The following is a 26,302-nucleotide window of genomic DNA, read 5'->3' as shown; positions in this document are numbered from 1 at the left end:
TCATTTCCCGCTGCCTGCATAGCTGCATCACAGCGGAAGCGGTGTACATTACCGGTGATTGGCCAGATAAGAACGAACAAGCTCTTCAATCAGCTCATCACGCTCTTTTTTACGGACCAGACTGCGTGCATTGTTGTGACGAGGGATGTATGCGGGGTCTCCAGAAATCAGATACCCGACAATCTGGTTAATAGGATTATACTCCTTATCCACCAGTGCATCATATACCGTGAGAAGAATCTCTTTGGAGGATGCTTCCTGCTCGTCGGCTTTCACATTAAATTTAACCGTCTTATCCATGGAGTCCATTGATGACACCTCGCTCCTGCATGAACATGGGGACCATGTCCTGCCGAATTGATTTCTGCTTATATAATAACATATTCTGACTGCCACAAGTAAACAAAGGATAAGCCAATTGTGTTTTTTGCTTGTCCTTTACTGGCTTCAGCATATTGCATCATTCGATTCCACTCGCTCTCGGGTACAAAATATAAACGAACAGAACCATTTCGATTTATATTTTGAAGATTGAAAGCCGCTCAATGGATTTATGCAATATGCCCGCTAACCAATGAAACCGCCAGTTTCAACGCTTCATCCAGCTTACTTGCATCCTTGCCTCCGGCTTGCGCCATATCAGGACGTCCGCCACCTCCGCCGCCGCAAACTGCCGCAACTTCCTTGACGATTTTACCTGCATGCAGCCCTTGTTTTACCTGTTCAGCAGGGACAGCTACAACGAAATTCACTTTGCCGTCAGCTGGAGCACCCAGTACGAGTACTGCATTCGGCAGTTTTACTTTTAATTCATCAGCCACTGTACGCAGTGCATCCATGTTCGGAGCATCCACACGAGCTGCAAGCAATTGTGTGTTTCCTGCTTGTACGACTTGATCTGTCAATGCGCCTGCTTCCATGGCACTCAGCTTGCTTTGCAGTGATTCAGTCTCTCTCGCTGCTTCTTTCAATTGCTGATTCAGACCTTCAATGCGTTTAGGTACATCCGCCACATTTGCTTTGAGCAGGGATGCGGATTGTTTGAGCAATTCAAGCTGACTTTCTACATACAGATACGCGCCACGGCCAGTAACAGCTTCGATCCGACGTACGCCGGAGCCGATTCCGCTCTCGCTCACCAGCTTGAAGATACCGATCTCTGATGTATTATTTACGTGACAGCCGCCACAAAGTTCCAAACTATAATCTCCGACTTGTACCACACGTACGATATCGCCATATTTTTCACCGAACAATGCCATTGCGCCCATTTCTTTGGCTTCATCAATAGCTTTAAGTTCAATGTTTACGTTCAGACGATTCCAGATCTGTTCGTTTACCTGACGCTCGATCTCTGTTAATTCTTCCGGCGTAATGCTGCCGAAGTGCGAGAAGTCAAAACGCAGACGTTGAGGCTCTACGAGTGATCCCGCCTGATTGACATGTGTTCCGAGCACATCTTTGAGCGCTTTGTGCAGCAAATGGGTTGCGGTATGGTTTTTGATAATATCGCCGCGTTTGGACGCATCCACTTCAGCTTTAACCACATCACCTACACGCAGTTCACCGGACTCTACAGTCACCAAATGTACGTGTTGTCCCAGCGGAGCTTTGAACAGGCCTTGCACTTTCGCCGTTACACTTGCTCCGCGCAGCAAGCCCTGATCACTCACTTGTCCGCCACTTTCCGCATAGAACGGTGTCTTGTCAAGGATGACCTGGCATGTCTGTCCTTCGCTTACGGAGTCTACCAGTGCGTCACCAGCAACGATGGCTACCACTTTAGCTTCCGTCAACAGGTCATTATAACCAACAAACTCGCTTTTAACCGCCAGATCAGCAAGCGGTCCGCCTTGAACCTTCATGCTCTCGTTTTCCTGGCGTCCTGCACGACCAAGTTCACGCTGCTTCTGCATGGAAGCATCAAAACCTTCACGATCTACCGTCAAACCATGCTCTGCTGCATAATCTTCTGTCAGGTCAAATGGGAAACCGTACGTATCATACAGTTTGAACGCTTCAGGCCCGCTAATAACCGTACGCCCTTCGGACTTGGCTGTGCTGCTGATATCAGCCAGGATAGCCAGACCATCTGTGAGTGTTTCGTGGAAACGCTCTTCCTCGGTTTTGATCACTTTAGCGATAAACTCCTGTTTGTCTACGACTTCCGGATAGTACATCCCCATCACTTCACCAACAGTCGTTGTCAGTTCATACAGAAATGGACGGTCGAGTCCCAATACTTTTCCGTAACGTACGGCACGACGGAGCAAACGGCGAATGACATATCCGCGTCCTTCATTGCTTGGCAGAACGCCATCACCTACAGCAAAGGCAACGGTCCGAATGTGGTCGGCAATAACTTTCAGTGCAACGTCAATTTCTACGCTGTCATTATATTTCACACCGGCAAGTGCCGCTGTTCTCTGAATCATCGGTTGGAACAGGTCTGTGTCGAAGTTGGAATCCACATTTTGCAGAATCGAAGCAAAACGCTCCAAACCCGCACCTGTATCAATATTTTTGTTAGGAAGCGGTGTGTAGCTACCATCTTTGTTATGGTTGAACTGGGAGAATACCAGGTTCCACACTTCCAGATAACGTTCGTTTTCCCCACCTGGATACATTTCAGGATCATTCATGTCGTTGCCATAAGCTTCGCCGCGATCATAGAAGATTTCAGTACAAGGTCCACACGGGCCTTCGCCGATATCCCAGAAGTTTTCATCCAGTTTGATGATACGCTCAGCAGGCAAGCCTACTTTTTCGTTCCACAGTTTGAAGGCCTCTTCGTCTTCAGGGTATACCGTTACGGAGAGACGTTCCGGATCAAAACCGATCCACTCTTTGCTTGTGAGAAATTCCCATGCCCAAGTAATCGTCTCTTCCTTGAAGTAGTCTCCAATGGAGAAGTTACCGAGCATTTCGAAGAACGTATGGTGACGGCGAGTTTTACCGACATTTTCAATATCGTTGGTACGAATACATTTTTGGGAGTTGGCGAGACGCGGATTCTCCGGTTTCTCCCGACCGTCAAAATACGGTTTCAATGGTGCCATACCCGCATTGATCCACAGAAGGGATGGATCATTATGAGGTACAAGCGATGCGCTTGGCTCGATTTTGTGACCTTTACTTGCAAAAAACTCTATCCATTTGGACCGGATTTCACTGGCTTTCATACGGTGTGCCCCCAATTAATTATAATAGTCCGGTGCATATTCGCTCCGGGTTGTTAACAAGTAAAAACAAACACAAAAAACGCCCCTGATAGTCAGGGACGATTATAATCGCGGTACCACCCTGGTTATTGCTGTTCATCCGCAGATGAAACAAACAATCTCCTCGTTGATGCGAAATAACGGTCGCTCCCGGCAGGGTTGTCCTGCACTCCGAAATCAGCTTTCCGCCGTTTCAACTTTCAAGACTCTTCCAGCCATCGGACTCAGATTACATCTGATCCGAAGAAGTCTATTCTCTGAGGAAAGGAACCCTCGGCGTACTTCATTTCATCATCGATTTCTTGTTCTAAACATACCCCTCCATTATATCGATATGCCTATATGGTGTCAACGCACCCTTTAGGACTAAACTGTTGCTACGATCAGTCCGTTCTTCGTTTGATGTAATAGGCAAAAAAGTGCTGCACAATGACTTTCAGAACAGCAAAGACTGGCACCGCCAGAATGAGACCCACTATGCCCGCCAGTTCGCCTCCCACAAGGAGCGCGAAGATAATCGACAACGGATGCAAATGCAGAGTCCTCCCTACCACTTGAGGGGAGATGACGTTGCTCTCCAGCACCTGACACAGTGTGTTCACAATGACAACGAAGAGCACCATTTTGAACGATACCGTAGACGCCATCACTACTGCTGGAGCAGCTCCAAGAAACGGCCCCAAATAAGGCACGATGTTAAATACAGCGACAATGCTGGCGAGCAGAAGCGCATAAGGCATATCAATGACGATGTAACCGATATAGGCAAAGATGCCCACAATCACACAGACGATAAACTGTCCGCGAATATAGTTTCCCAAGGCCGTATCAATCTCTTTCATAACCGAAACAATGGCCTTGCGCCGTGAGCGGGGCAGGTACGCCACAATCGTACGCTCGAACACCTCAAAATCTTTTAACATATAGAAAATGAGAAATGGCACGATAAACACATTGAACAACACATTAATGGTTGTCCCGATATTATCCATCAGCTTTGTGATCCCCTGGGTGAGCCGATCCTCCATCTGGAAAAACCAGCTGTTCATACCTGTGCGCACACTTGGCGGCATTAATTTGTGATCCATATTGTTCATCAGACTCTGGGCACGCATCGACAGCTCCGGCATATGCTCGTTCAGTTCCTCCAACTGTTCAATCAACACCGGAATGACATTCATCAGGATGACCCCGATACAGGTGAGGAAAAAAGCATAGATTAACAACACGGCAATGGTTCGAGGGACTTTGCGTCCTCCCAGCATGCTTACAATCGGATTGAGAACATAGGATATGATGAGAGCCACGATAAATGGTGCCAGCACTGTTTTCAGAAATCCATATATATGAAGCAGTAATGGCCGCAGCAGCCAGATAAAATACAGAATAATCAATCCGAGCAGCAGCCAGATGGCATAACGGAACAGCTTGTTTTTGGTTAATTGCTCCACTTGCATCTCTCCCTTTTGGACTGGCTCTGAAAGTCAGTATATGTAAGGAAGGGAATATTTATTAACGCACAAAAAAAAGCGCCCCCTTCATGATGAAGGAGACGCATCTTGTGATCCGGGTTAGCATATATTCATACAAGTTCCCTTGAACCACTATGTAACCGCAGCTATATACATCTGTCATCATTTCATGACAGCATTCAATGACAGTCTTTGTCATGAAACCGCATATAGAAGAAGTTAAACTTCTTATTAAGAAGAAGCATGAAGATGAGGGAAGTCTTGCGGCAGCTCTTCCCCGAAGAAAAGATCATCGAGGGAACTGAGCGTGCCGTCTTCTTCCACTTGGTATACAGACATTTTCTCACCGTTCACTGTTAATTCGATAAAGCATCCCCAGCAATAAAACTGGTGGGAACCGATTTTCCCAATATCTTTGGAACTACAGTTTGGACATTTCATATTCATTCACCTATCCATTAACAGAATGAATGGCATTTTCCAAGCGCTGTTCACTCAGCGGCGGCACCATAATGGCACTTTCCCCAATAGACATATCGCTTGTACATGGCAGCCATTTGCGGCCCTCAATCAAATCGGACACAAAACCGTCCGTAATTTCAATCCCTATTATTGTATTTCCCAACTCCTGGTCAAAATAAACATCAGAGACACGTCCAAGCAGCAAACCTTCTTCGGTGAGCACGGACATCTCCTTCAATTTAGACTGGCCGAGGAGGTACGTGTGTTTTATGTCGTCGGCTCCCGTTTTGCGGACAGCCTGTTGATTACGGATCATGACGGCATCTTCGCCGTAGGCAACGATATCTTGCCACTGCACGATTTTGACATGACTGGTAAACAGGCCTTTGTTTTCAAGTTCAATGCCTTCAATTTTCCAATCGTCATTCACAATGAAATCCTGGATTTTACCGACCTGCTTCCCATCCTCAACGTCAAAAACGGCAAGTCCGATCATTTCCTGAAGCTTCATCGCAGGGTCCCCCTCATCTTCTTATCATTAAATAGTCGCGGCGCTATTGCTAGGTATGCCCAAAGTTGATGAGTGGCAATCAGACGCCGATCATCAAAACCGCTTCTATCCAACCGATGAAATGGAACTTCTTCCCTCCTTCTGTTCCATGTGCAAAGAGCCCCTTAGGCTCTATTACGCAGTCGCCCAAGAATGGTTCCAATTTTTTCGGCGGTTATCATGATTTCTTCCGTAGTATTACCCAACCCCCAGCTAAAACGAATCGCGGATTGCAAAAATGTCTCCGGCAACTTCATCGCTTTGAGTACATGGGATACTTCGAGGGAACCGGAAGTACATGCCGAACCGCTCGCAACTGCGATGCCTTCCATATCCAGATTCATGAGCATCGTCTCTGTTGATACTTCCGGAAAGCTAATGTTCAGGATATTAGGCAGCGTAAATTCCGGATGTCCGTTGACGTGGAAATGTTCCAACCCTACATGCTGCTCCAATTGTTCCAGCAGTGATGATCGCAATGCCAGATCATGTTCATGGCGTGCCTCCGCTTGTTCTCCTGATATTTTCAACGCCTCCGCAAAGCCAGTGATACCCGCTATATTCTCGGTACCTGCACGTCGCTGCCGTTCCTGAAGGCCACCATGAGATCTCGCTTCTAGGACAATTCCGCGCCGTACGTATAATGCACCCACGCCTTGAGGGCCATTAATTTTATGAGCAGAGAAGCTGATCATATCCACAGGCAGTTCCTTGCAGGAAATTTCTTGGGTGCCAAGAGCCTGAACTGCATCGGTATGGAACAAAATATCATGTTGACGAGCCAGTTCACCAATTTCGCGGATAGGCTGAATCGTGCCCACTTCATTATTGGCGTACATCATGGTGATCAGCACTGTATCTGGCCGGATGGCATCTTTCAGCTCTTCCAGACGTATTCTTCCGTATTCATCTACAGGCAAATAGGTCACGTCATAGCCTTGTCGCTCCAGTTCCTGACAAGTATGCAGTACTGCATGATGTTCAATGGCTGTTGTAATAATGTGCCGTCCCCGTTCGTTTCTCGCTGAAACTGCGCCAAATATCGCCAGATTGTCACTTTCCGTGCCGCCTCCGGTAAATACGAGTTCATCTGGGAAACAACCCAAAGACGCCGCAATGACATCCCTTGCTCCACTGACGGTCCGTTTGGCTTCACGCCCAAAGGCATGGATACTTGATGCATTGCCATATTGCCCTGTCATAACTTTCATCATCGCTTCCGCGACTTGTGGGTGCATAGGTGTCGATGCGGCGTGATCCAAATATATTCTTTTCATTGATTTCACCCCGTTATATGTTGGAATAAAAAATGCTAGAAGATCCATAAAGTAGCTGGTTGCATGGCTAAAGCCCCCAAATATGGGGGCTTTAGTGTGTCATCTGTGATGCTCATCATCAACTATTTTAGATATAGAACATGTAGGAGTCTTTTTGTTCCTGATCTTGGAATGTAATCAGATCCTTCAGCGTTGTTGAATCCAATACTTCTGCAATGCTGTCACGGATGCGCAACCACAAATCGCGCTTCGCTGGGTCATCTTCCTCTGTGAAATCCACTGGAGAGATTGGACCTTCCAGTACACGAATAACATCCCCTGCCGTTACGGTAGCAGGATCGCCTGCCAGAATGTAACCGCCGTAGGCGCCACGGATACTTTTGACCAGTCCTGCATTACGCAGGGGAGCGATCAATTGCTCCAGATAATGCTCCGAGAGCTGGTTGCGCTCGGCAATACTTTTCAAAGATGTCGGGCCTTCGCCTGTTCTGGCTGCCAGCTCCATCATGATTGTGAGCCCATAACGGCCCTTTGTCGATATTTTCAAAGGAGTCACCTCTTTCAATTTTCGAAAAAACAAGTTGTGAAACATAAAATAACAGGATGTGGTCCAAGACCGTCTTTCCAGGATCCGCCACAGCGGGATATGAAAAATACAGACCTAGTCCCTCTAATCCTCCGTATTCCGATCATAACCCTCAACTAATGTTAACATATCTACATGCTTTATGGAAAAGAAAGATTGACGAAATTCCAAAATGTGCGCCTGTGGTGGACACTATCCAAAGTTGGCCGGGTGTATCGTAACTTGAGTCCGGTTATGCTAGAATAAGAAACGAAACACATTTATATAGAGAAATGGTGATAACGATGTCCAAAACAATTGAAAATACACGGGTCGTCGTTGGCATGTCCGGAGGTGTCGATTCTTCCGTCACCGCACTGCTGCTGAAGGAGCAGGGTTACGATGTCATCGGCATTTTCATGAAAAACTGGGATGACACGGACGAGTTCGGCCACTGTACCGCTGAAGAAGATTCAGAGGACGTACGCCGGGTTTGCGAACAGATCGGCATTCCTTACTACACTGTCAACTTCGAGAAAGAGTACTTTGATAAAGTATTTTCCTATTTCCTTGATGAATATAAGTCGGGTCGGACTCCGAATCCTGATGTCATGTGTAATCGTGAGATCAAATTCGGCGAATTCCTGAACAAAGCACTGGATCTCGGTGCTGACTATGTGGCTACAGGCCACTATGCTCGCCTCATTGAAGAAGATGGAACGTTCAAACTGCTGCGCGGTGTGGACAGTAACAAAGACCAAACGTACTTCCTCAATGCACTGAATCAGAACCAGCTGTCCAAAGCCATGTTCCCAATTGGTCATCTTCCTAAACCGGAAGTGCGCAAGATTGCAGAAGCAGCTGGCCTGTACACCGCGAAGAAAAAAGATAGCACAGGTGTCTGCTTCATCGGCGAGCGCAACTTTAAAGAGTTCCTGAGCAACTATCTTCCAGCCAAAGGTGGAGACATGGTTGATATTGCAACCGGAGAAGTGAAGGGCCGTCATGATGGTCTGATGTACTATACGCTTGGACAACGTCAAGGTCTCGGCATTGGCGGTTCTGGTAATGGTGAACCCTGGTTCGTGGCAGACAAGGATCTGGAGAAAAATCAACTGCTTGTCGTTCAAGGCGATGCACATGCAAGCCTGTATTCAACCGGTCTGACTGCAACAGGTGTAAACTGGATCGCAGGTGCAGCATACATGCCTAATGTACCATTCCGTTGTACCGCCAAATTCCGCTATCGTCAGCCGGATCAGGGTGTAACCCTGACATGGCAGGAAGATGGCAGCGTGGATGTACAGTTCGACCAACAGCAAAAAGCGATCACGCCTGGTCAAGCCGTTGTGTTTTATGATGGAGATGTATGTCTCGGCGGCGGAACAATTGATCAGGTTCAAAAAGTGCCTGTACCGGCGCTGTAATAGATTCAATAACAGAAATGAATCCATTCCCGTATGGATTATGCACAATACCCTGTATTCCTATAACAAAAGCCATCTTTCATGTATACCATGACGGATGGCTTTTTTCCTTCTTTTTCCTGCAAAAAAAATAATTATTTTCAATTATGCAGCCAGCCACACTCCTGTAAAAGAGGCCGCAACCCCTATCAGTACCGAACTTGTGACGTATATAACTGCTCTGAAGTAACGTTCCTGCCCCATCAGACCAAGGGTTTCATATCCAAACGTAGAGAATGTGGTATACGCTCCGCAAAATCCAGTACCCCCTATCACCCAGACTGCGTCTGGGATTGAAGCTGACTGATGCCAGCCATAGAGCAATCCAAGTAACAGAGAACCACTGATATTAATAACCCATGTCCCCCATGGGAAGGCCGTTCCGAGCGAACCGGATATCCATCGACCCAAACTGTAGCGAAGCACCGCACCTAGCATTCCTGCAAAACCAATCCAGATGATCATCGTGCAACACCATCCTGCGTCGGTTTACCCAGCATTCGCTGACCAACCTTAATCCCCAATGCACACAGTAATAACCCTGCGAGTAAACTCACAACGAGATATATAACAGCCTTACCCCACATTCCTCCTTCAGATAAACGGACCATATCGAGAGTAAAAGTGGAGAATGTGGTGAAAGCCCCTGTAAACCCCGTTCCAATCGCAAGACGAAGTTGAGGCGTTATTTTACCTGGAACAGCTATGGTGAAGAACCAACCCAAAAACAGGCTCCCAATGGCATTGATCAGCAGCACTGCCCAAGGTAAGCCTTCATTGGCTGCTGGCATCCATAACTGTATCCCATATCGGCATAATGTACCCAAAATTCCGCCGATTCCAATATAGAATATTTCTTTCATTGTTCAAGCATCTCCCGGGTCATCGGTCTTACAGCTCTCTGCGCCGCTGCTGGTTTAGACGAATCTTCGATTCATTGCCTTGTTCTGTTGCTTCATAGAAAATGCGCCGTGAGAGCTGTTTCGGTAAATATTCCTGCTTCACATAATGGCCCGGATAATTGTGAGGGTATTGGTAGCCTTCATGCCCCAGCTTCACTGCACCGGAATAATGGGTATCCCTCAGATGAAGAGGGACCTCAGCCGATTTCACCTCATCGATGGCATTCATTGCTTTCGAGATCGCAGTATACACCGCATTGGACTTCGGACTTTCAACAGCAAACAGGATCGCTTGGGCAATGTTCAGCTTGGCTTCAGGCCAGCCATTATTGCGATAAGCATCCAGCGCCCCAATGGCCTGGGTCATCGCTTGCGGATTCGCAAGTCCAATATCTTCACTGCTCGCTGCAATCAGACGACGTATAAACGTCATCGGATCCATGCCCAGCTTCTCTACCGCATACAAAAACCAGAACAGTGCTGCATCACTGGAACCTCGGATGCTTTTATGAAATGCCGACAGTACATCATATTGTGTCGATTCATCTGCCTTCACAATCGGACGGCGTATGGATTCTTCAGCTACATCAAGTGTAATGTGAATCGAGCCATCCTTCTCTGGCGGGGTAGTCAGTGCAGCAAGTTCCAAGGCATTCAGCGCACGCCGAATATCGCCATTTGCCATCGTCGCAATATGCTCCAATGCCTCGTCATCTGCCTGCAGGTCCATGAATCCCAAACCTTTATCCACATCCACCAGTGCCCGGCGCATCGCAATCATGGAATGCTCTTTGTTCAAAGACTCCAACTGAAATAGCGTGGAACGGCTCATCAAGGCCCCATTCACATAATGAAAGGGATTCTCTGTCGTAGCACCGATAAAAATAATCGTGCCCTTCTCTACTGCAGGCAGCAGTGCATCCTGACGTGAACTATTAAACCGGTGTACTTCATCAAGGAACAAAATGGTTTTTGTTCCATACAACTGCTTGTTCGTTTGCGCCTGCTCAATGACTTCACGTACATCTTTGACAGAAGCATCCACCGCATTCAGACGGACGAACTGTCCTTGGGTATGCTGGGAAATAATATGTGCCAGTGTTGTCTTGCCACATCCCGGAGGACCATAAAGCAAGATGGACGAGATCTGATCCGCTTCAATGGCGCGCCGAAGTAATTTTCCCGGTCCAATAATCTGCTCTTGCCCAATATATTCATCAAGCCGCTCTGGCCGCATACGGTCAGCAAGCAGTCTTGCTTGAGGTTCTGAATCTTGCTGAAACGAAAATAAATCCATTGCTCATCACTTCCTTAACGGATTGCCTTTACTTGTTCCTTATTAAATTCTGTTTAATCGCTATTCTCTATCATATCATACTCCCGCGGCAGCATACCCATAAATGCGCCAAGCGCACTGCTGACAAAGGCATCCTTGCGCGTAATAAAATGAGTCATCATACGATTCATGCCTACCGGGAGGGTGTGCTTGCGCAGTAATCCATTTTCAATCTGACTCCGAATGACGATTTCGGGTAACAGTGAAATTCCCATGCCGGATGTCACCCCGCTAATAATCGCTTCAAGGGTCCCAAATTCCATAATGACCGGACGGGTTACACCGCTAACCGATAACCATTCCTCCAAAATCTGACGATACGAACATCCCATGCTGTAGACCAGAATCGGTTTACTGGTGAGTTCTTCGTCTTCCGGTCCCATCCCAGAGGAGACAACGAATAGTTCTTCATCGAATACGGGAGTAGAAGAAATATCAGGGTGATCACATGAACAACCGATAAACGCCCCTTCCAATTCATACCCAATAACCTGATCCATAAGCACTTGGGAGTTACCTGTAGTCAAAGATAAGGAGACAGCCGGATGCTGTTTATAATATTTGGAAAAAAGCTCAGGTAAACGGACCGCTGCGGCAGTTTGCGTGGAGCCTATGCGTAGTGGTCCGGAAGGTTCAATTGTAGAGCTCAACGCTTTACCTGCCTCATCGAGCAGGCCTACAATTTTATCCGCATACGTCAGTAACATCTCACCGGCTGGAGATAACGTCATCCCCCGATTATGACGGATAAATAGCAGTGTCCCTACTTCGGATTCCAGATGTCGTATCCTTGCTGTGACATTGGACTGCACGTAACCGAGGCGCTCCGCAGCTCTGGTCAGATTCCCTTCTTGTGCGACACATTGAAATATCCTTAAATCCCCACTCTCCATTGTAAACCTCCCAGCTATGACTATATCCATCCAGACATCATTTAAAATGATATCCAATCCATTAACAATCATTATACAGTATAGCTGCTTCGAGCTAAAATCGTGGTAATCAGAACACAGCAACTTACTACTCGCTGAGTTCACTTAAGGAGTGTTAATAATGATGAACTGGACGAACACCGTAGCTTTGGTAACCGGAGGTGGTACAGGTATAGGCCGAGCTACCAGTATACTGCTCGCTAATGTTGGAGCCACCGTCGCCGTTAATTACTCTCGCTCTCAAGAAGAGGCCGAAGAGACAGTACAACATATTCTGAATGCGGGAGGTCATGCTTTTGCCGTTCGGGCCAATGTCGCTTCCGATGCCGAGGTTCGTCAAATGGTGTCCTTGATCACTGAAAAAGTTGGACCGGTGACCGCACTCGTCAATAACGCCAGCATTACGCATCATATCCCAATGAAGGATCTGGAATCCGTAACGGATGACATATGGAATGAACTATATGACGTCAATGTTAAAGGCATGTTTTACTGCGCACGAGCAGTAGCGAAAGGAATGCAGCAAGCAGGCCAAGGCACAATTGTTAACCTTGGCAGTATAGCTGGCAGCACAGGATCAGGGTCATCCCTTCCTTACGCAGTTTCCAAAGCAGCAGTACACGGTTTGACGAAGTCTTTGGCACATGCGCTATCCCCCGCTATTCGGGTTAACGCCATCATTCCGGGTGCAGTCGCGACCCGTTGGTGGGCTGGAAAGGAAGAACAGATGCATCGTCTGGGCGGTGAGTTATTGTTGCAGCGAATAGCGGCAAGCGAAGACATTGCACATATGATATGCGCCGCGCTAGAGCAACCCTCCATGACCGGGCAACTGATTACAGTAGATAGCGGTCAGCCGTTATGATTATGAGCATGGAAAGCGAAGTGGAGGAATCCTGATGAAGCCTTTAAAATATACGCTCCTGATCCTTGTTACAACTCTCATCATGGGAACCTCGTTTCCCGTAGGAAAAATCGGTATGATGTATGCTCCTCCCTTTTTGTTAATGGGACTTCGCTATATATTGGCAGGAGCATTACTAGCGTGGATCATCAGAAAACGTCCCATGCCTGTGGGGTGGAAACAGTGGATGCAAATCGCCGTAATCGGTCTGTTCCAGTCGGCGGGAGTAATGGGATGTGCCTACTACAGCATGAACTGGATTAGTTCGGGAGAATCCGCCATTATCACGTTTACGAATCCTTTGCTTGTCATCATCCTGAGTGCTGCTCTATATGGTGTGTCCTATCGTTTTAGCCAGTGGACCGGTGTGGTTCTCGGATTTGTCGGAGTGGCGTTAACCTTTGGATTCCATCTGAGTATGAGTCCTGGAACGTGGATTGGCTTTGGCGGCGCTGTCTCTTTTGCTGTATCTACGTTGCTCATTAAACGCTGGGGAGCTGCTCATGATACATTCGTACTTACCGCTTATCAAATGCTCGCTGGAGGCGCAGTACTGCTTCTACTGAGTGTGTTTACAGAGCAGCCTCATTTTATCGTAAATACAACATCCATCGTTGTCCTGGTATGGCTGACCATTTTCTGTTCCATCATTCAGTTCACCCTCTGGTTTTATTTGCTGCAAAACACAGATCCGGCCAAAACCAGTTCCTTTCTTTTTCTGGCGCCGCTGTTTGGACTGCTATCGAGCTTCGTTTTGTTGGAAGAGCATGTCGGCTGGATTGTGGGTGCAGGCGGTCTAATGATCTGCCTGGGCATTTTCCTGGTTAACCGTCATCCCGCCAGTCATAAGTCAGTTCTAGATAAACCGGGTTTGACCCAACGCACACCTACAAGTTGACCAGTAGAAGAATAACAGCGAAACTTTAGGTGAGCCACTCGATAATAATACTCATCTGAAAAGTACAAAAAAGAGCATGGTGCTTTAACAGCGCCATGCTCTTCCTATATTAATGCTATGTTCAACAACAAGGATTCAATCTGCTTCGCTGTCAGGCCAACCCTGAATGGCAACAGACTCGCCTTCCGGATTGTGGGTTGCAGCAGCATAGTCTGGCAATGAGCCGTCGTGGAATAACCACAGTTCGTGTAACGCCCGTGTACAGCCAACGTATAACAGTTTCGCATCACCCGCATTGGGCAAATAATGTTTCTCATCACTGTCCGCTACGATAACTGCATCAAACTCCAACCCTTTCGACAAATAAACAGGTAAAACGGAGTGACCGCCTGTGTACTGTTTTTTGCCGCCGTCAATCAAGTTCAGATCCCAGCCTGCTGCCTGGAGCTCCTGATGAAGCTCCTTTGCCTCATGCAGGGTGCGGGTCAGAATGGAAACTGTACGATAGTCTTTGACCGTTAAGAGCTTAAGAGCCTGTTCAAGGCTCGCTGTGCGCCCTTCTATCCCATAGGACAATGTCCGTACGGGATCACCACTCCGGAATACAGGAATCGCCGTAATGCCGCTCTTGACGCCCCGCTCCAGAATCGTATTGGCGTAATCTATAATTTCCATCGTCGAGCGATAACTCCGGGTCAGTGCAAAGTATGCATTCTGCTCCTCAGGAAACAGGGAACTCATCTCTTCCCACGCATGAACACCACGATACTCATGAATACCTTGGGACAGATCGCCCAGTATGGTGAAGGAATGCCCTTTGACAAACTGATCCAATAACGCCACATGAAAAGGAGAAAAGTCCTGCGCTTCATCAATGACGACGTGATCGAAGCGCTCGGAGCCGTCAATATCATGAACCAAGGTATGAATGTACACCAATGCAGGCAAATCCTCTTCACGGATGATATCCTGCTTCAGATCTGCAGCCGTTTGCTTCATCACCAATTTGGGAATAAGACCGCTGAGCGAGGCAGGTACCGAACCGCCTTTAACAACCTTGAACAGCTGTTTGTAAAGCGTAAGTGGTTCATATTGAGGCCATTTTTTGGCATAAGCCTTCTCACGGGTTGCCGCTTTCTTTTTACGCTCTTTGCGAACAGCTTCCGGGCAAGGTTTCTTGAGTTCCATCTCAATCCAGCGGTGAATACGCGCCATAACCCGCTCTTTGCGTTTCGCCAGCGGATAATGTTTGTACTCTTCCCCAAACCAGTTCTCAATCTCGGCTTTGCTGAGCACTGCACCATCCCATGGACTGAAGTCCATATCAGGTACGGATTCCTCTTCCATCCCGGATAGCCACTCCCGGATCAGTTCCATGAAGCGGATCGAGCCTTTGTAACGCCCTGGCACATCATCATTGAGCTCAGGACGTGCATCCGGCGTTTCAAACCAGGTGTTCAATGTCTCCGACGTGTCTGCCAAAGGTAGGTCCAGCCCCAGCAGGTTCATCGCCCAATCCGGGAATGTACGCTGCTGAATGTCCCCTACACCGAGCTCCGGGAGTACATCCGATATGTAATCCAGGAACATATGGTTGGGTGCGAAAATAACCATTTTCTCTGCAGATACCTGCTCCTTGTACTGATACAGCAAGAAGGCAAGGCGATGCAGTGCGACGGTTGTTTTACCCGAACCGGCCACACCCTGAATAATCAATGCGGTGTTTCTTGCCGCACGAATGATCTGATCCTGCTCCGCCTGAATGGTGGATACGATATCACGGAGTTTGTTGTCTTTGTTCTCACCCAATCGATACACGAGGAATTCATCCGATACGGCTGGCTGGTCACTGTCCCGATTGTACGTATCTGCCACACGTTCCAATATACGCTGCCGAATGACAACGTTTCGTTTCAGATAAACCAGGCCCTCAATGAGTCCTTCCGGGGCTTCATACGTTGCGGAGGCTTCCCCTCCGGTAAATGAGTAAAACAGGCTTGCGACAGGAGCACGCCAATCGATGACGAGCGGATGCTCTCCCACCTCTTCGCGGTCTACGCCGATTTTGCCAATATACAGCGGTTTCCGTGCACCACTGCCCTGTTCTTCGAAATCCAAGCGTCCGAAATAGGGTTGCTGCGCGCTCTTGGACAAGGCGGTGCGGCGTTCTTCACGTCCGGCTTCCAGCACTTGCTCTGTGAAGTCGTGGCCGGTGTATACCGGAATGTTCTGCAGCCGTTCCAGCTGACTGTCCACTTCCTTCATCGTTCGCTCTAACCTGTACTCTTCTTCTTGATAGGCACTTTGAAAGCTGTCTGACATGTTTCAGTTACCTCCTAAGAATATGTTTTTCTGCATAGTCAATCACTGACGACACAAAAGGATACCCACTATATCATATTGATGTACAAAAAGCTACAGTAACCCGGATAGCCAAATGAAAGAAACCGCTGTTCCTGTTCGCAAAGAACAGAAGAACAACGGTCATCCTTTTACATCATTCCGGTTCAGAATCCGGCTTCCCATCCTGTGCTACAAACTGTTTCTGTGCCAGTTCACGGTATACCCGATGGTTGCTAATTAGCTCCGCATGGGTTCCGGTTCCCGTCACATGTCCCTGCTCCAGAACAACAATCTGATCAGAGTCGACGACGGTGGACAATCGGTGTGCAATGACTACCGTCGTTCGTCCTTCCATCAGATTGGACAGGGCTTGCTGCACTTCATGTTCGGAGGTGCTGTCCAGACTGGACGTCGCTTCATCCAGCATCAGAATATCCGGGCTGCGCAGCAGGGCCCGAGCAATAGCGATCCGTTGGCGTTGACCACCAGAGAGCTTGATCCCGCGTTCTCCCACTTCCGTATCGTAGCCCTGAGGCAGTTTATCAATAAAAGCTGAGGAATACGCCATTTCTGCCGCCTGTCTAATTTCATCCATACTCGCCTCACGGCCCAGCCCGTATGTCATGTTTTCCTTAATCGTGCCCGCCATCAGAGGGCTCTCCTGTGATACATATCCAATCTTGCTTCGCCAAGAGGCTAATGAATAATCGGTTATGGCTTGTCCGCCATACGATATACTGCCCGACTCTGGAAGATAGAACTGCTCCAACAGGGAGAACAGCGTTGATTTCCCACTGCCACTTGGCCCAACAATGGCCGTTACTTTACGGGCTGGAACAGTCAGATTAATCCCATGCAGTACCTCTTCCCCTGTTACATAAGAGAAGTGCAAGTTATTAAATGTAATCGTCTCATTGCCCTTGGGAGCAATTGCTGTGCTATGACGAGGTTCTTCTTCATGTGCCAGAATAGCCTGAATCCGTTCTGTCGCACCGACAACCTTTTGCAGACGTGAATACAGTGTCGTAAATTGGCCCATCGGCATAATCACCTGGAACAACAACAGAATGAAGGCGACCAGTTCACCCGGAGACAGTAAGCCAGAAGCCACCCGCATACCGCCAACACCCAGAATTACAACCAGTACAGCCGTCATGACAAACGTAAAGAGTGGACCGATCAACGCCAAAATCCGAGCTTCCTGTAGTCCAAAAGCAAACATCTTCCCAATACGGGAATCGCCTGCTTCTGCCTCCTGTTTCTCTGTACCATAAGCTTTCACCAAACGAATCTCGCCAATGACTTGGCTGAGCACCGAAGTAAGCCCTGCCATTTCGTCCTGCTGCTTTTTGGAGATTTTGTACATTTTACGACCAACAGGCAACAGGATCAGCAACGTTAGCGGCACCAGACTCAGAATAATGAGTGACATGACCCAGTCCAGATAGAAAAGCAACGCTACTCCGCCCACAACCGCAACGATATTGGATACAAAAGAAACGAGATAATCCGCAATTAGCGTCATAATCTGACTTGTATCATTCGTGATTCGACTCATCGTATCACCCGTACGATTCCGGTCGAAATATGGCATCGGCAAGGATAATACCTTGTTCCACAGCTTCGTTCGCAATGTCGCAACCACTCGTTGACCCGCATAGTTCAACATATAGATGCTGATGCCTGAAGCGATGGCCTGAATAACAAATGCCCCCAGCAGCAGGAAAATAACGGATTTGTTCAGCGCAGACATCGTAAGCCCATCAATCAGGCCTTTGGTCATCAGCGGGACAATCAGTCCGGCTGTCGTCTGAATGAGTGTCAGGATCAACGCTATGATTAGAATAAGCTTCGGTGGATTTGTGGCAGCTATCAGCTTCACAAAATCCTTGAATCCTTTTTTTCCTATTTTCGATTCAGATTGACCTGTCTGTTGTTGCTCTTCCATTACCGTTCCCCCGTTCTCCCCTTGTTCACCAGAGATCATACGTATGAACTTACATTACGTTTCCTGTCTTTTACAATATCCCATGCAGCACAAAATTGGCCAAAAACAGGATGGCAATGCCGTACATGACTTTAGGTACCTGTTTGCCCTGACCCGCAGCGAGCTTCGCCACCGGATACGCAATGAATCCAAATGCCATACCGTCCACGATGCTATACGTAAATGGAATCATGACCATAATCAGAAAAGCCGGAAAAGCTTCCGTGAAATCACTGAAATCCATATCCTTCACACTTTGTACCATCAAGCCGCCAATAATGATCAAAATCGGTGCAATAGCACTGTCCGGAATATAACCCAACAGTGGAATAAAGAAGAACGTTGCACCAAACAACACTGCGGTAACCAGTGGAGTCAAACCTGTACGACCACCCGCCGCTATGCCCGCAGTTGTCTCCGCCGCAGCTACAGGAGGACTACTTCCGAATACACCTGCCAATACGGTACTGATGGATAATGCACGTAAGCTCCCCTTGAACCGCTGGGGACGACCAATAAGATGAGTCTGAGCTGTAATCAGTCCAATATTTTCAAATACAACAATTAGCAGCAACAGGAATACTGCAATCCAGAACGCCAAATCCGCCAGCTTCACCAAAGAAAGCTCTCCAAACAAGCCGCCATATTGACGTAATGCTTCTAAAGCTGACACCGGCTCACCAGGATTTACTGCACCGAGTACATATGCAAGACCTGTCCCTGCAAGAATGCTGATCAGGAGTCCGCCCTGTACATTGCGTATAAATAAAATCAAGGCGATCACAAGAGTAACACAAGCAGTGATAACTCCCGGATCATTAAAATGTCCGATCGCCACAAACGTGGTCTGGTGTGCGATGACGATTCCGCTTTTTTGCAGACCGATGAACGTCAGGAACAAACCAATCCCCACCGTAATGCCATGCTGCAGGTTTTTCGGAATGGCCTCACTAATCATTTTATATAACGATGTAAAAGCTACGACTGCAAACAGCACACCTGTGACAGATACAACCGCCAAGGCTTCCTGCCAGCTCAATTTCATCGAATGTACAAGTGTATAAGTGAAAAATGCATTGATGCCCATGCCAGGTACAACGATAATCGGCGACTTACCGCCAAATGCCATCAGCAAACAACCTGCAATGGACGTCAGCAGAGTACCCACCATAGCCGCCTGTAGTGGCATTCCAGCATCAGCCAGAATTGTTGCATTGACCATTACGATATATACCACGGCAAAATAGGAAATGGCTCCCGCCACAATTTCCTTTCTCCACTGGTCCCCCTGCTCCATGCCAAGACGTCTGGTCATCCATCCTTGTTTCATACGTTCCGTTCCCCTCTCTCTATGTAAGCCGAACAAAAGTATTTACACTCTACCACTACACGGACAGAACAACCTTCCGATGCAGCTTTCTTTCAGAAAGCTTTTAGGCGCACGCTTCGCTTCTCCAGTTTTTTTCTGTCCTCTTCGTTCTTGTGTAAATCTTATATTCATCTTATATAGCTGCGATTTCTCTATGTATCTACCATCATTTCGCACAGCACCACATATCATACACGCTTTTGGGATTGAAGTACATTACGTAACCCTGACATTTGTTAAGGTTTGCACATGCAAAAAAAAGCGCAGGTACCTTGTCGGCACCTACGCTTTTTATTCACAACAGATTACTGCTGCTTATTCTCTGCAATTTCTATCAGTTCCTTGACGGCCACACTGACCATGATCAGTCCGGCTACCGGAGGAACAAAGGCGTTACTCGCTGGCGGCTGTTTGGCCTTGCGAATCTCCGGCGCATTCTCAGGAACGATTTTTTGCGTTACATCTGCACGCGGTTTCAATGGTTCTTCGGTGGAGAAGACCACTTTCACACCTTTTTTGATGCCTTCTTTCCGCAGTTTTGTGCGGACAACACGGGCAATCGGGTCCATGGTCGTTTTCGAAATATCCGCAACCTGGAATTTCGTCGGGTCCATTTTGTTTGCCGCACCCATGCTGGAGATCACCGGAATCTTCCGTTTCAGGCATTCCTTGATGAGGTGGATTTTGTAAATGATCGTGTCCGAAGCATCCAACACATAATCCAGCTCATACTTGAACAATTCCTCATACGTTTCTTCCGTGTAAAACATATTCAGCGCAATTGCATCGCACTCTGGATTGATGAGCTTCACCCGCTCTACCATCAGATCTGCTTTTTTCTGCCCAACGGTCGTGGTCAAAGCATGAATCTGACGATTGATGTTGGTGATGTCCACCACGTCTTTATCAATCAGAATGATACGTCCAACACCGCTACGGGCAAGAGCTTCTACTGCAATACCGCCCACGCCGCCGATGCCGAGCACAGCTACTGTACTATTTTTCAAAGCGTTTAGACCTTCAGGTCCGATTGCCAGTTCTGTTCTTGAAAATTGATGGAGCATTGAGAATCGATGCCTCCTTTATTTCTTTTCCGCCACCGGTTTACGGGCTACGCGGATGTGAAGTTGTTCCAATTGGGAGTTATCCACTTCAGAAGGTGCATTCATGAGCAGATCCGTTGCACTTGCCGTTTTCGGGAAGGCAATCGTTTCACGCAGATTCGTGCGACCTGCCAGCAGCATCACCAGACGGTCGAGACCAAAAGCGATTCCGCCGTGTGGTGGCGTTCCATATTCAAATGCTTCGAGCAGATATCCGAATTTCTCGTTGGCTACTTCCGGAGAAAGTCCCAGAGCAGCGAACATTTTTTCTTGAACATCACGTTTGTAGATACGCATCGAACCGCCGCCCACTTCATAACCATTCAGAACGAGGTCATAGGCTTGAGCGCGAATAGCACCCGGATCTGTATCAAAAAGATGTACATCTTCGTCTTTAGGACGTGTGAATGGATGGTGTTCTGCTACATAACGTTTGGCATCTTCATCGTACCCGAGCAATGGGAAGTCCACAACCCATGCAAATTTGAATTTGCTGTCATCGATCAAGCCCAGTTGACGACCGATTTTCAGACGAAGTGCGCCCAGTACATCTGCAACCACTTTTTTGGTGTCAGCAGAGAAGAGCAACAAGTCGCCTTCTTCAGCGCCAGTACGTTCTTTGACTGCTTCGATCTCTTCTGGCGTAAAGAACTTCACGATTGGTCCTTTGAACTCGCCATCTTTTACTTGAATCCATGCCAATCCTTTTGCACCGTAACGCGCTGCGAATGGTCCGAGATCATCGATTTCTTTACGGCTCCATGTACCACAGCCTTTGGCGTTCAATACTTTCACTTCTCCACCTTTTTCAATGACAGAAGCAAATACTTTCACACCACTGTTCGCTACGATATCGTTCATTTCAACCAGTTCCATACCAAAGCGCAGATCCGGTTTGTCTGAACCGTATTTGCCCATAGCATCTGCATACGTAATCCGTTGGAAAGGCAGTTCCAGCTCAATACCTTTCGTTTCACGCAGCAATTTGGCCATCAGTTCTTCCATCATTGGCAGCAGGTCATCCTGTTGCAGGAAGGAAGTCTCGATGTCGACTTGGGTGAATTCCGGTTGACGGTCCGCACGCAAATCTTCATCACGGAAACAACGAGCGATCTGATAGTAACGCTCAAGTCCGCCGACCATCAGCAATTGTTTGTAAATTTGCGGTGATTGCGGCAGGGCGAAGAATTCACCTTCATGCACACGGCTTGGTACGAGATAATCACGTGCACCTTCCGGGGAGCTCTTGGTCAGGATTGGTGTTTCTACTTCAACGAATTCTTCTCCATCCAGATAATCACGGAACACTTTGGATGCTTTGGAACGCAATTTCAATGTTTCAAACATTTCCGGACGACGCAAGTCCAGGTAACGATATTTCAAACGAAGGGACTCGTCGACTTCCACACCATCTTCGATGAAGAATGGAGGAGTTTTTGCCGCGTTCAGTACTTCAATCTCGGTAATTTGCACTTCGATTTCGCCTGTAGGCAAGTTTTTGTTTACGGTCTCTTCGTCACGTTTAACCACTTTACCAGTTACTGCGATAACGTACTCGCTCCGCACTCTGTCAGCGATTTGCAATGCTTCGCCAGAGTAAGCCGGGTTGAAAACAACTTGTACAATTCCGCTGCGGTCACGCAGATCGATAAACAGTACGCCCCCCAGGTCACGGCGGGTCTGTACCCAGCCGTTCAATGTTACGGTCTCACCGATGTGTGCGGGTGTTAAGGCGCCGCAATGATGACTTCTTTTCATAACCAAACTCCTCTTATGTGAATTTCCGTTCTGTATGGGCGGGCAGAGCCCGCTTTTCAACAGTGCGGTTGCGTGAAGACGATTTTATTCGAAAAGGCATGTTACCTCCGACTCGCCAACTTCCGATTAATCGGAAACATTGGTGAACCTCAGTAATTTTACCGGATCCATTGTTGCTATTTTACAGTTTCAAACTCGTGCTTATTTACTTTCGCGTATAGCAGATACCAGATCATCCAGCTTCACGGTTTGTTGTTCACCTGTATCCATGGACTTCAGGGCAATTTCCCCGCGCTCCAGCTCATCATCACCCAGAATGGCAGTGTAACGGGCTTTGAATCGGTCAGCAGATTTCATCTGAGCTTTCATCTTACGACCGAGATAGTCGCGTTCACCGGACAGACCGGATTGACGAAGCTTAAACAGCTGACGGTTGACTTCACGATCGGCAGCTTCACCAAGAGCAACAAAATACACATCCAATGGAGCAAGGGAACTAACATCAATATTCTGGTGTTCCAGAATCAGTTGAATACGCTCCAGACCGATACCGAAACCAATACCAGGCTGATCCGGTCCACCGATATCTCCAACGAGGCCATTGTATCTGCCGCCACCGCCGACTGTATCAATCGCCCCAATACCTTGGGCTTTCAGTTCAAAAGCAGTCAATGTGTAGTAATCCAATCCGCGTACCAGACGATTGTTCACCGCGTAATCTACGCCAAAATCATCCAGATACTCTTTCAGCTTGGCAAAGTGGTTCAATGATTCTTCATCCAGACTATCCAGTATGGACGGTGCCCCTACGAATTTGTCCTGATCAACTTTGCAGTCGAGCACACGCAGCGGATTACGTTCCATCCGGGATTGGCAGTCCTTGCACAGGCTGTCCTTCATCGGTCTGAGGAATCCAAGCAATTTTTCGCGATATTCTGCACGGCTAGTTGGGTTACCCACCGAGTTGATCTCGACTTTGACATCTTTCAATCCCAGTTCTACACACAGTTGATACCCAAGCGCAATGACTTCAGCATCAATCGCTGGATCAAGGGCTCCGATAGCTTCTACACCGAACTGGTGGAACTGACGCTGGCGACCTGCTTGTGGACGTTCATAACGGAACATCGGACCGATGTAATAGAGCTTGCTCACATCCGGTTCGCCATAAATTTTATTTTCCACATAAGCGCGGACAACACCCGCTGTACCCTCCGGACGAAGGGTCATGCTGCGGTCGCCTTTATCATTGAAGGTGTACATTTCTTTTTCAACAATATCGGTTGTTTCCCCAACGCCTCGTACAAATAAAGAAGTCTGTTCGAAGATCGGTGTGCGGATCTCGCGGTAATTAAAACGGCGACACAGATCACGTGCTTTTTCCTCTACGAACTGCCACTTTTCCACAACACCAGGCAGCAAGTCCTGCGTTCCAGTCGGTTTTTGAAAAGCCATCTTTCATCCCTCCAGCATCTATTTTTCTCTGTATAACAAAAAAATCCCTCGCCCTGTCGCTGTATACACAGCAAACAAAGGGACGAGGGATTGTGTTTACACATTCACCCGTGGTACCACCCACATTCCGGAATCCCTGACACTTTCGCCGTTCAGGTGATCATGTGATGATCTAAGATTGCTCCAGGCAATCCGATCAAACAAATCATTCCGCTCTACGTATAACGCACGCCCTGCGCAGGCCAGCTAATGACAATCAGATATAAATCCAATGTGTTCGCTGTCTGTTCTCGGGGAAGTCATTCGTCCGCTCATCAAGAGAATCCTTACAGCCAAGGGATTCCTCTCTGTTCATGTGGGCACGGAGTACTTGGTCCCGTCATCAAATCATCAAGTTATATGATTACATGTTATTATATAACGTTTAAAGTTAATTTATTTTCTGATTGTAATGAACCGCAGTGCTAAAGTCAAGGGTTAACACAAAAAGATAGCATTAGAAAAAAATTCTCACATGCCGTACGAGATGCGGAGTCCACAGAAATCAAAGCTAATAGAAGCTGGATTCATCAAATGAATTCCAACTTCTATTGTTTTCTTATATCTCTATTGTTTCAGCATCCACTTCAGCAAATCCGGCACATTCGCCCATAGACGGGAGTGTATAATGACATATTCAATCGCTTCGTCAGAATTGCCCATTCCGACAAAATCAGGGAGGTTATGCGGCAGCCGCTTCAAACCCAGCAGATAATCAGGCACATGTTTGTTCACACCCTGGGCCACACGGTACAGCCTTTTGAGCTGGGAGGTGATTCCGCTCCTCTTATACTCCAGAATGATCTTGTCATAGGCAAAGGCGGCTGTGGCGTCACCTTTCCCATACTTCTCCATCAGTTGCTCTGCCTGCTCCAATTGGTTGCTGTACAAATACACAGCAGCGAGCAGGTAACGCGCTCCGGTATTGTCTTCCGTATTAAGCTCCAAAATATGCTCCAGGATTTGTGCCGCTTCTTTGGCATCTCCACCAAACCAGCAGGATTCGGCGTAGCTTTTGCATATCCTGATATATGGACGAGTCTCATGAAGCGCCCAAAAGTTACCCTTATTCTTCTCAAAAAACAGTTCGCCCAGTTCGTGTTCGCCAGCAGCGATTCCGGCCTTGAGGTAAGCTCGTGCATCAGACTCATTGTCCGATTCCTCAGCCAGAATACGATATGCATCAGAGCTGTCAGAATACATCTCCAGGGCCGTTTTCGCCAGCTGTATTCTGCGTTTGGAAGAACTGGATTCCATCGCCTTATGTAGCAGAGCCTGCGCTTTGTCCTTCGATGTGCCTGGGCTGTTCAGAATCATCAGCTCGTCCGTTTCGCCACCCATGCCGTATTCTTCGATGTACTCGAACATCTCCTTAACCTTTCGGGAGATCGTTGATGTCGTTACCTCATATTTACCTGACAGCTCAGCCTTCGAAACATTGAAGCCGTACTCCTCGGACAGCAAATACTCGATTGCGGCGCAGAACGAGCCAGTCTTCTTGACAGTAGGGCGGGTCTGACGGGAATAGCCATTCCAAAGCATCAGAGCTTCCATTATCAGCTCCCGCTCGTAATGGTTCCTCATGTTCTCAATAAGCTCCAGGGCCAGCTGTTCGTGAGCCGGATGCTCCCATTTCAGTTCGCTCGCCACCATCTTTTTCAGCTTGGTCAGGGTCAGTTTACTCTCAGGCTGAATCGAGGCTTCCTGGACCGGTTGCTCCGTTGATATCAGCCCCAGTATGGATTCTACCGCAGAAGGCTCCTTGCCCAGACAGCATTTCTTATATTTTTTCCCGCTTCCGCACGGGCATAAATCATTTCTTCCAACCTTACTCAAAACTAATTCCCCCTTAAATCTGTCACTAGCCATTTGCATGAGAATACTGTTGCTTTAGCACTATAGGTGTCATTTCTCCTACAAGGCATTCTATATAATTTACAATTTCCAGCATCAAGCAGAAACGGTTGCCCCGCTCTTATATAAGGGCGGGGTCGTTCAGCGAGTATATGTTCATCTGGAATATGACGATCACTCTGGCTATGAATTCCTCACACTCTTTATCATAGGATTGGATTCGCCTGAACCCAATCGTTGGAAGCTTGATTTACCGTCCATTGTAGCCCAACTATGAAAACAAATCGCTTTAAAATACTTAAACCCATTTCTCTATTCTATCAAAAATTTAAATAAGGGGTAAGCTTCGCCCAAAACATATAAATTTTCATCTCAAAAAAAAAACCTGCACACGGTGTGCAGGCTCAAA

At 47.6% G+C, this 26,302-nt stretch carries 21 protein-coding genes; 3 read left to right on the top strand and 18 right to left on the bottom strand.

Features of this window, described 5'->3' with window-relative positions:
• Positions 1-48 precede the first annotated feature (48 nt).
• The 7 genes from CS562_RS14910 to cymR all read right to left on the bottom strand — a co-directional run bounded on the left by CS562_RS14910 (position 49) and on the right by cymR (position 7,529).
• Entirely contained in the window at positions 49-309 is a 261-nt protein-coding gene (locus CS562_RS14910; RefSeq protein WP_024633073.1) for an IreB family regulatory phosphoprotein, read from the bottom strand.
• A gap of 242 nt (positions 310-551) precedes the next feature.
• Positions 552-3,182 (bottom strand): alanine--tRNA ligase, encoded by a 2,631-nt coding sequence (gene alaS / locus CS562_RS14905; protein ID WP_099856793.1) that lies wholly within the window; start codon positions 3,180-3,182, stop codon positions 552-554.
• 422 nt (positions 3,183-3,604) lie between these two features.
• Complete coding sequence (locus tag CS562_RS14900) at positions 3,605-4,672, bottom strand: AI-2E family transporter (protein ID WP_076287766.1); 1,068 nt, start codon at positions 4,670-4,672, stop codon at positions 3,605-3,607.
• Positions 4,673-4,924: 252 nt separating this feature from the next.
• Positions 4,925-5,134 (bottom strand): hypothetical protein, encoded by a 210-nt coding sequence (locus tag CS562_RS14895; protein WP_024633070.1) that lies wholly within the window; start codon positions 5,132-5,134, stop codon positions 4,925-4,927.
• A gap of 10 nt (positions 5,135-5,144) precedes the next feature.
• Complete coding sequence (locus CS562_RS14890; RefSeq protein ID WP_024633069.1) at positions 5,145-5,666, bottom strand: PRC-barrel domain-containing protein; 522 nt, start codon at positions 5,664-5,666, stop codon at positions 5,145-5,147.
• 164 nt (positions 5,667-5,830) lie between these two features.
• On the bottom strand, positions 5,831-6,982 hold the full coding sequence (locus CS562_RS14885; protein WP_099857197.1) for a cysteine desulfurase family protein: 1,152 nt from the start codon (positions 6,980-6,982) through the stop codon (positions 5,831-5,833).
• Between the two features lie 127 nt (positions 6,983-7,109).
• Entirely contained in the window at positions 7,110-7,529 is a 420-nt protein-coding gene (cymR, locus tag CS562_RS14880) for a cysteine metabolism transcriptional regulator CymR (protein WP_076287765.1), read from the bottom strand.
• A 323-nt stretch (positions 7,530-7,852) separates the two neighbouring features.
• Here cymR and mnmA point away from each other — a divergent pair, with 323 nt between their 5' ends.
• On the top strand, positions 7,853-8,974 hold the full coding sequence (gene mnmA / locus CS562_RS14875; protein ID WP_143813563.1) for a tRNA 2-thiouridine(34) synthase MnmA: 1,122 nt from the start codon (positions 7,853-7,855) through the stop codon (positions 8,972-8,974).
• 144 nt (positions 8,975-9,118) lie between these two features.
• Here the strand turns inward: mnmA and crcB (CS562_RS14870) are convergent, their stop codons facing one another.
• From crcB (CS562_RS14870) to CS562_RS14855, 4 genes are read right to left on the bottom strand one after another with little or no spacing between them, the layout of a single operon-like run.
• Positions 9,119-9,478 (bottom strand): fluoride efflux transporter CrcB, encoded by a 360-nt coding sequence (crcB, locus tag CS562_RS14870; protein WP_099856791.1) that lies wholly within the window; start codon positions 9,476-9,478, stop codon positions 9,119-9,121.
• A complete protein-coding gene (gene crcB / locus CS562_RS14865; RefSeq protein ID WP_099856789.1) occupies positions 9,475-9,876 on the bottom strand; it encodes a fluoride efflux transporter CrcB in 402 nt (133 codons plus the stop codon). The genes crcB (CS562_RS14870) and crcB (CS562_RS14865) overlap by 4 nt, the downstream gene beginning before the upstream one ends.
• A gap of 28 nt (positions 9,877-9,904) precedes the next feature.
• A complete protein-coding gene (locus CS562_RS14860; protein WP_099856787.1) occupies positions 9,905-11,212 on the bottom strand; it encodes a replication-associated recombination protein A in 1,308 nt (435 codons plus the stop codon).
• Between the two features lie 53 nt (positions 11,213-11,265).
• Positions 11,266-12,144, bottom strand: a complete 879-nt coding sequence (locus CS562_RS14855; RefSeq protein WP_099856785.1) for a LysR family transcriptional regulator — start codon at positions 12,142-12,144, stop codon at positions 11,266-11,268.
• A gap of 163 nt (positions 12,145-12,307) precedes the next feature.
• On the opposite strand from CS562_RS14855, the gene CS562_RS14850 reads away from it, so the two are divergent.
• Positions 12,308-13,048 (top strand): SDR family NAD(P)-dependent oxidoreductase, encoded by a 741-nt coding sequence (locus CS562_RS14850; RefSeq protein WP_099857193.1) that lies wholly within the window; start codon positions 12,308-12,310, stop codon positions 13,046-13,048.
• Positions 13,049-13,082: 34 nt separating this feature from the next.
• Positions 13,083-13,985 (top strand): DMT family transporter, encoded by a 903-nt coding sequence (locus CS562_RS14845; RefSeq protein WP_099856783.1) that lies wholly within the window; start codon positions 13,083-13,085, stop codon positions 13,983-13,985.
• Between the two features lie 135 nt (positions 13,986-14,120).
• Here CS562_RS14845 and CS562_RS14840 read toward each other — a convergent pair whose 3' ends face one another.
• From CS562_RS14840 to CS562_RS14810, 7 genes are all read right to left on the bottom strand, one after another.
• Positions 14,121-16,307 (bottom strand): HelD family protein, encoded by a 2,187-nt coding sequence (locus CS562_RS14840; RefSeq protein WP_099856781.1) that lies wholly within the window; start codon positions 16,305-16,307, stop codon positions 14,121-14,123.
• Positions 16,308-16,482: 175 nt separating this feature from the next.
• Entirely contained in the window at positions 16,483-18,276 is a 1,794-nt protein-coding gene (locus tag CS562_RS14835; protein WP_099856779.1) for an ABC transporter ATP-binding protein, read from the bottom strand.
• A gap of 70 nt (positions 18,277-18,346) precedes the next feature.
• Complete coding sequence (locus CS562_RS14830) at positions 18,347-19,645, bottom strand: NCS2 family permease (RefSeq protein WP_099856777.1); 1,299 nt, start codon at positions 19,643-19,645, stop codon at positions 18,347-18,349.
• Between the two features lie 344 nt (positions 19,646-19,989).
• Positions 19,990-20,748 carry a tRNA threonylcarbamoyladenosine dehydratase gene (locus CS562_RS14825; protein ID WP_076287755.1) on the bottom strand — a complete coding sequence of 253 codons (759 nt, stop codon included), beginning with the start codon at positions 20,746-20,748 and terminating at the stop codon, positions 19,990-19,992.
• Between the two features lie 18 nt (positions 20,749-20,766).
• Positions 20,767-22,545 (bottom strand): aspartate--tRNA ligase, encoded by a 1,779-nt coding sequence (gene aspS / locus CS562_RS14820; protein WP_063567716.1) that lies wholly within the window; start codon positions 22,543-22,545, stop codon positions 20,767-20,769.
• Positions 22,546-22,746: 201 nt separating this feature from the next.
• Entirely contained in the window at positions 22,747-24,000 is a 1,254-nt protein-coding gene (gene hisS / locus CS562_RS14815) for a histidine--tRNA ligase (RefSeq protein ID WP_076287754.1), read from the bottom strand.
• Between the two features lie 606 nt (positions 24,001-24,606).
• Positions 24,607-25,875 (bottom strand): SEC-C metal-binding domain-containing protein, encoded by a 1,269-nt coding sequence (locus CS562_RS14810; protein ID WP_099856775.1) that lies wholly within the window; start codon positions 25,873-25,875, stop codon positions 24,607-24,609.
• Positions 25,876-26,302 lie beyond the last annotated feature (427 nt).

The organism is Paenibacillus sp. LK1, assembly GCF_002750415.1.
Lineage (GTDB): Bacteria > Bacillota > Bacilli > Paenibacillales > Paenibacillaceae > Paenibacillus > Paenibacillus taichungensis.
The sequence above is the reverse complement of the archived record's forward strand: the minus strand, read 5'-3'. Positions and strand labels throughout refer to the sequence as shown.

Coding starts and splice junctions, on each gene's coding strand:
- CS562_RS14835 (WP_099856779.1), bottom strand. CDS start 18,276: ATGGAAGAGCAACAACAGACAGGTCAATCTGAATCGAAAATAGGAAAA.
- CS562_RS14845 (WP_099856783.1), top strand. CDS start 13,083: ATGAAGCCTTTAAAATATACGCTCCTGATCCTTGTTACAACTCTCATC.
- CS562_RS14825 (WP_076287755.1), bottom strand. CDS start 20,748: ATGCTCCATCAATTTTCAAGAACAGAACTGGCAATCGGACCTGAAGGT.
- CS562_RS14840 (WP_099856781.1), bottom strand. CDS start 16,307: ATGTCAGACAGCTTTCAAAGTGCCTATCAAGAAGAAGAGTACAGGTTA.
- crcB (WP_099856789.1), bottom strand. CDS start 9,876: ATGAAAGAAATATTCTATATTGGAATCGGCGGAATTTTGGGTACATTA.
- CS562_RS14910 (WP_024633073.1), bottom strand. CDS start 309: ATGGACTCCATGGATAAGACGGTTAAATTTAATGTGAAAGCCGACGAG.
- CS562_RS14885 (WP_099857197.1), bottom strand. CDS start 6,982: ATGAAAAGAATATATTTGGATCACGCCGCATCGACACCTATGCACCCA.
- hisS (WP_076287754.1), bottom strand. CDS start 24,000: ATGGCTTTTCAAAAACCGACTGGAACGCAGGACTTGCTGCCTGGTGTT.
- CS562_RS14830 (WP_099856777.1), bottom strand. CDS start 19,645: ATGAAACAAGGATGGATGACCAGACGTCTTGGCATGGAGCAGGGGGAC.
- alaS (WP_099856793.1), bottom strand. CDS start 3,182: ATGAAAGCCAGTGAAATCCGGTCCAAATGGATAGAGTTTTTTGCAAGT.
- CS562_RS14855 (WP_099856785.1), bottom strand. CDS start 12,144: ATGGAGAGTGGGGATTTAAGGATATTTCAATGTGTCGCACAAGAAGGG.
- CS562_RS14890 (WP_024633069.1), bottom strand. CDS start 5,666: ATGAAGCTTCAGGAAATGATCGGACTTGCCGTTTTTGACGTTGAGGAT.
- CS562_RS14850 (WP_099857193.1), top strand. CDS start 12,308: ATGAACTGGACGAACACCGTAGCTTTGGTAACCGGAGGTGGTACAGGT.
- CS562_RS14895 (WP_024633070.1), bottom strand. CDS start 5,134: ATGAAATGTCCAAACTGTAGTTCCAAAGATATTGGGAAAATCGGTTCC.
- aspS (WP_063567716.1), bottom strand. CDS start 22,545: ATGAAAAGAAGTCATCATTGCGGCGCCTTAACACCCGCACACATCGGT.
- CS562_RS14860 (WP_099856787.1), bottom strand. CDS start 11,212: ATGGATTTATTTTCGTTTCAGCAAGATTCAGAACCTCAAGCAAGACTG.
- mnmA (WP_143813563.1), top strand. CDS start 7,853: ATGTCCAAAACAATTGAAAATACACGGGTCGTCGTTGGCATGTCCGGA.
- crcB (WP_099856791.1), bottom strand. CDS start 9,478: ATGATCATCTGGATTGGTTTTGCAGGAATGCTAGGTGCGGTGCTTCGC.